Genomic DNA, 3,944 nt, shown 5'->3' with positions numbered 1-3,944 from the left:
GTTTGATCGCGCCGATGTACTTGAGCTTCTCGGCGGCGTCGATCACCGAGTTCAGGTCGAAGGACGCCTTGGTGAGCTTGCGCAGCTCGGGCAGGAGGCTCTCGTCGACGTCACCGAGATCGAGCACCATGAACGGCTTGGAGTCCATCCGGTTCGGCGCGTCGAGGTCGGTGTAGAACTGGTATTCGACACCGTTGGTGAGGATGGCGATCCGCGCGTTGGTGACGGAGAAGTACCGGTACAGCTGTGAGGCGTTCTCGATCGTCAAAGTCCCGTTCGACTTCTTGCATTCGATGAGCATCTGCACTTCGTTGTCGCGCATGATGGCGTAGTCGACCTTCTCCCCCTTCTTCATCCCCATATCGGCGGTGAACTCGGGGACCACCTCACGCGGATCGAAGACGTCGTATCCCAGGACCGTCGCAATGAAGGGCATGACGAAGGCGGTCTTGGCCGCCTCTTCGGTCTGAGTCATCTCCCGCTTATTCTGCACCTTGGTGCTGAGAGCGGAGACCTTCTCGGGGAATTCCATAACGACCTTCCTACGAAGTTCGGCCGAAGAACCAGGCAGTCGGAAAGATCGATGTCAGAAGCAGGTCTTGTTCTCACGATGGGGCCGCAGGGCGCGCGGATTCAGGACAAGCGTCGTTTCTGGGGACACTCCGCCCGGCCCGGCAAACCGAGAGGACTGCTCCATCGTCTTGATCTCAAGAGCATCGACCACTTAACAAGGATTAACATATACACATAAAGCCTGTGAATATGATTAACTATCCAGTCTTGACGCGGGACCATCCCGTCCCGTTCCATCCGGGGTGGCCTTCGATGGACATGCCCCACACCGACCATGAACGGGATGAACCGGGGGACTCCCTCTCATCGGTGACGAGCGGCGGGCGATAGAGGCTCGACCAGAGGTCGACCCCGGCCATCGACTTCCCACGTTGGCGCCGCTGGGATCACCGCCTGAGGCTCAGACACGGCTCCACTCACCGCAGCCGCTCGTCTCGAAGGCCATGTCCGAACCGCTGATGGTCACGATCTGACGGCCGTCGCCGAAGTTGTTGGCGATGATCGATTCCAACGAACCATCGGTGCCGGACAGCCTCGCCCAATAACAGTTCGAGGTGTCCTCGGAGCGGTAGGTCCCTGGTGAGACCTCGTCGTTGACGAGGAAGGGTCCCGGTGCCGGGGAAGTTGCTCTCCTCCACTTGGGTCTCCATGTCGGTAACCTCGTCCTCCCGGCCGTCCAGGCCCTCTTCTCGCTGGTCGAGTTCCTCGGAGCGTTCGTCCAACCCCTCTTCGCGGTCATCGAGCTCACCCTCCCGGTCGTCCAGCCCCTTCTCGTGTTCGTCCAGCTCCCGGAACGGACGTTCGAGCTGTTCCACCTCTTCGCGCAGACCACTGTTGGTGTCCTGGTGGTCCACTTCCTTCTCCAGGGCCTGCTCCAGGTCGAACCCGGTCGATTCGTGCTGTTCGAACAGCTCCAGGTAGACCGACGTGCGCTCCGGCGCGCGCGACGACCACCCCAGAAGGGCCCCGCCGATTGCGCCGACCACGATCAACGCCAAGGGCAGCGGCGGCCTTCTGCGACCACTCCCCCGCACCTCGTCAGGTCCAGCATCCTCCGCGCGCGCCGAAACATCGGACATGGCAGCACCGCTTTCCCGGTGCCGTCCGCACCGAACTCCGAACCAGAAGATCAGAGGGTGAACCGGAGCCCACAACACCTCCGTGCACCCCTTTGAACGGGGTACACACTCCATCCGATGCCAACGCACTGCACTGAAAACCACGTCAGCGTACTTACGGAAGAAGAACGGATACGCACACCGCTCTGCCGCGACGGACGAGAGGTCCACATGGGAACGGGCCCCCTCGCGAATACGACGAGGGGGCCCGGATTCGACCTCGGGCGGTCATGGGGAAGACCCTGGGAACAGGGCCGTCGGGCGACGGCCGGATGCGCCCGTGCTCGTGACCGCCGAACCCTTACGGTTCAAGGTCGATGCCATAGGCCTGCAACAGACGCGTGGGGACGTCCTCGCCCCCGATGTCCTTGGCCAACGGCAACAGCGAACGCTGAACGAGGGTCGGGTGGCGAGTCGGGTCCGGGCACAGGAAAAGCGACATCAGGCGGGTGACCAGCAGGAGATCGGCGAAGTCACCGAGCAACGCGGTGCACACGCACTTCCACACGAGCCCCATCGCGTGATCGGCGAGAGCGTCTTGGGTCGGGCCCCAGCCGGCCGGGCTCTGGCCTTCGCGAAGGAACTCCCTCGCGGCTTCGGGGACCCTGTCGGAAGTGTCCTGGACGGTTTCGCCGGCCCCGGCGAGGTCGGCCAGAAGCGTGCACCAGAAGTGCCCCGGAGTGCTGCGGTCCACCTGTTCGGCGGTGAGAGGTCCGGGGGCACCGCGCACACGTTCGCGCAGCGCCGTTCGCACGTCTGCGTGCAGTCCCAGCCCCAGGTTCCGGCTCGGGTCGATGTGGTCCCGGTTGCGGGCCAGCCAGGTGATGGCGTCGGCTTCAACGCCTTGGGACGCGGCCTTTTTCAGGGTGCCCGGTGGATCCAGCAGGTTGTTCTTTCGGCGTTTACCGGTTCCGAGTTTGGTGAGCCAGAGGAGTTCGGCGTCCCGGCGCAGCTTCGTGAGTTCGGGTTCTGTCGCCTTTTCGGCGAACTCGATCCGGGTGGGCCAGCCGTGCAGGCTGCCTCCGCAGCCGGTGCAGACACAGCCGGGGTTCTTGGCTCGCTCGCATGCGGGATTATGCGCCACAGGGCCTCCGAGGGGTGAACGGCCCGAAGAATGAGAAGTGGTGGGCCCTCTCCACTGTCGCCCGAGCTAGTGGAACGCGGTATCACCCCGTTGGTGACTCCATACCGACGCCGGTGCCAGACGAGTGTGACTTGTCGGTCAGAGAATCGGCGTGGTCGCTCAGATTCGCCAGAACGAACTCGACCAAGCGGAGCGGCAGCAGCCGAATCCGAGAGAGTGCCTGGCGCGTGGCGGGAAGGCGGGACCACCTCGTAGGTACCTCGCCCGGGTTCGGAGAACCGCTCCGGGACGACCTTCTCCCAAACGGTCCAGGAGGTGTAGGAAGCTGGTGCGCAGTAGGGGGACACAGTGCGGTTCTGCGCCAGCGTGCGCGACCATACCTCCTCCATTACTCGGGGAAACGCCCGTTCGGCGTCCCGGCTGGGGCACGGTCCTACTTCCCTGGCAAAGGGTGATCCGGATGCACACGGCATGTGTGTGACACCGTTGTCCGTCCGGGTATCCGAACCCGGTCAGTCCCACCAGAAGTTCCAGAGGGGACGTTCGATCAGGGTCTCGGCGTAGTCGCGCAGTCGGTGCGGAGGATTCTGCACGATGCTGTCCGGGCAGAACGCGAAGTGTTCGGCCGCCACCCGCAGAGCCTGATCGATGTCGGTGGGTGGGGCGGCCACGCTCAGGGTCAGGGTGTCGAACCCCAAGCCCAGGACACTCACACCGAAGCGATGCTCCCAGTCGGCCACCACGCAGGCGAACACGGCCGTGTCATTGTCGTAGTTGAGCGGCCCCGTCCATCCGGACGCGGTCATCGCCTCGGCCCCCGATCCGGCCCGGACCAGGCCCAGCCGGTAGCCGGGCCTGTACTCCACGAGGAGTTCGGCGTACTCGCACGCCCTCTCCTCCGCGACTCCTCGCCGAACGCCCTGGGCGGGCGCGCGACCCGGCCAGAGTCCGAAGGGCGCGGTCTCCAGTGGCTCTGGAGGAGCCACACCGTCCTTGACGTGAGCGTGGTCGTTCCACCACCTGGTGAGCAGTTCCTCCGGATCATGCTCGGTGAGACGGGAGAACCATGACACGGACGACTCCTGGGACTCCCAGGATCGGTCGGGTTCGTGGTGACGCCCTTCCAGCAACAGGGGCCACAGACCGGAACGGGGGTGTTCGGCGAGCAT

General features: G+C 64.3%; 4 protein-coding genes. All 4 read right to left on the bottom strand.

Features of this window, described 5'->3' with window-relative positions; genetic code table 11:
• The coding region (locus K8V84_RS09495) for a type I restriction endonuclease (protein ID WP_304073158.1) at positions 1–532 on the bottom strand (532 nt) is incomplete at its 3' end.
• Positions 533–989: 457 nt separating this feature from the next.
• Positions 990–1,559, bottom strand: coding sequence for a hypothetical protein (locus K8V84_RS09490; protein WP_304073156.1), 570 nt, complete (start codon positions 1,557–1,559; stop codon positions 990–992).
• Between the two features lie 433 nt (positions 1,560–1,992).
• Complete coding sequence (locus K8V84_RS09485) at positions 1,993–2,775, bottom strand: hypothetical protein (protein WP_304073154.1); 783 nt, start codon at positions 2,773–2,775, stop codon at positions 1,993–1,995.
• Positions 2,776–3,287: 512 nt separating this feature from the next.
• Positions 3,288–3,944 (bottom strand): DUF4253 domain-containing protein (locus tag K8V84_RS09480; RefSeq protein ID WP_304073152.1); only part of this gene is annotated, 657 nt, incomplete at its 5' end.

It is taken from the genome of Nocardiopsis listeri, from assembly GCF_020741345.1.
Classification (GTDB): Bacteria; Actinomycetota; Actinomycetes; order Streptosporangiales; family Streptosporangiaceae; genus Nocardiopsis; species Nocardiopsis listeri_A.
This window is presented reverse-complemented; position numbering and strand designations above follow the sequence as displayed.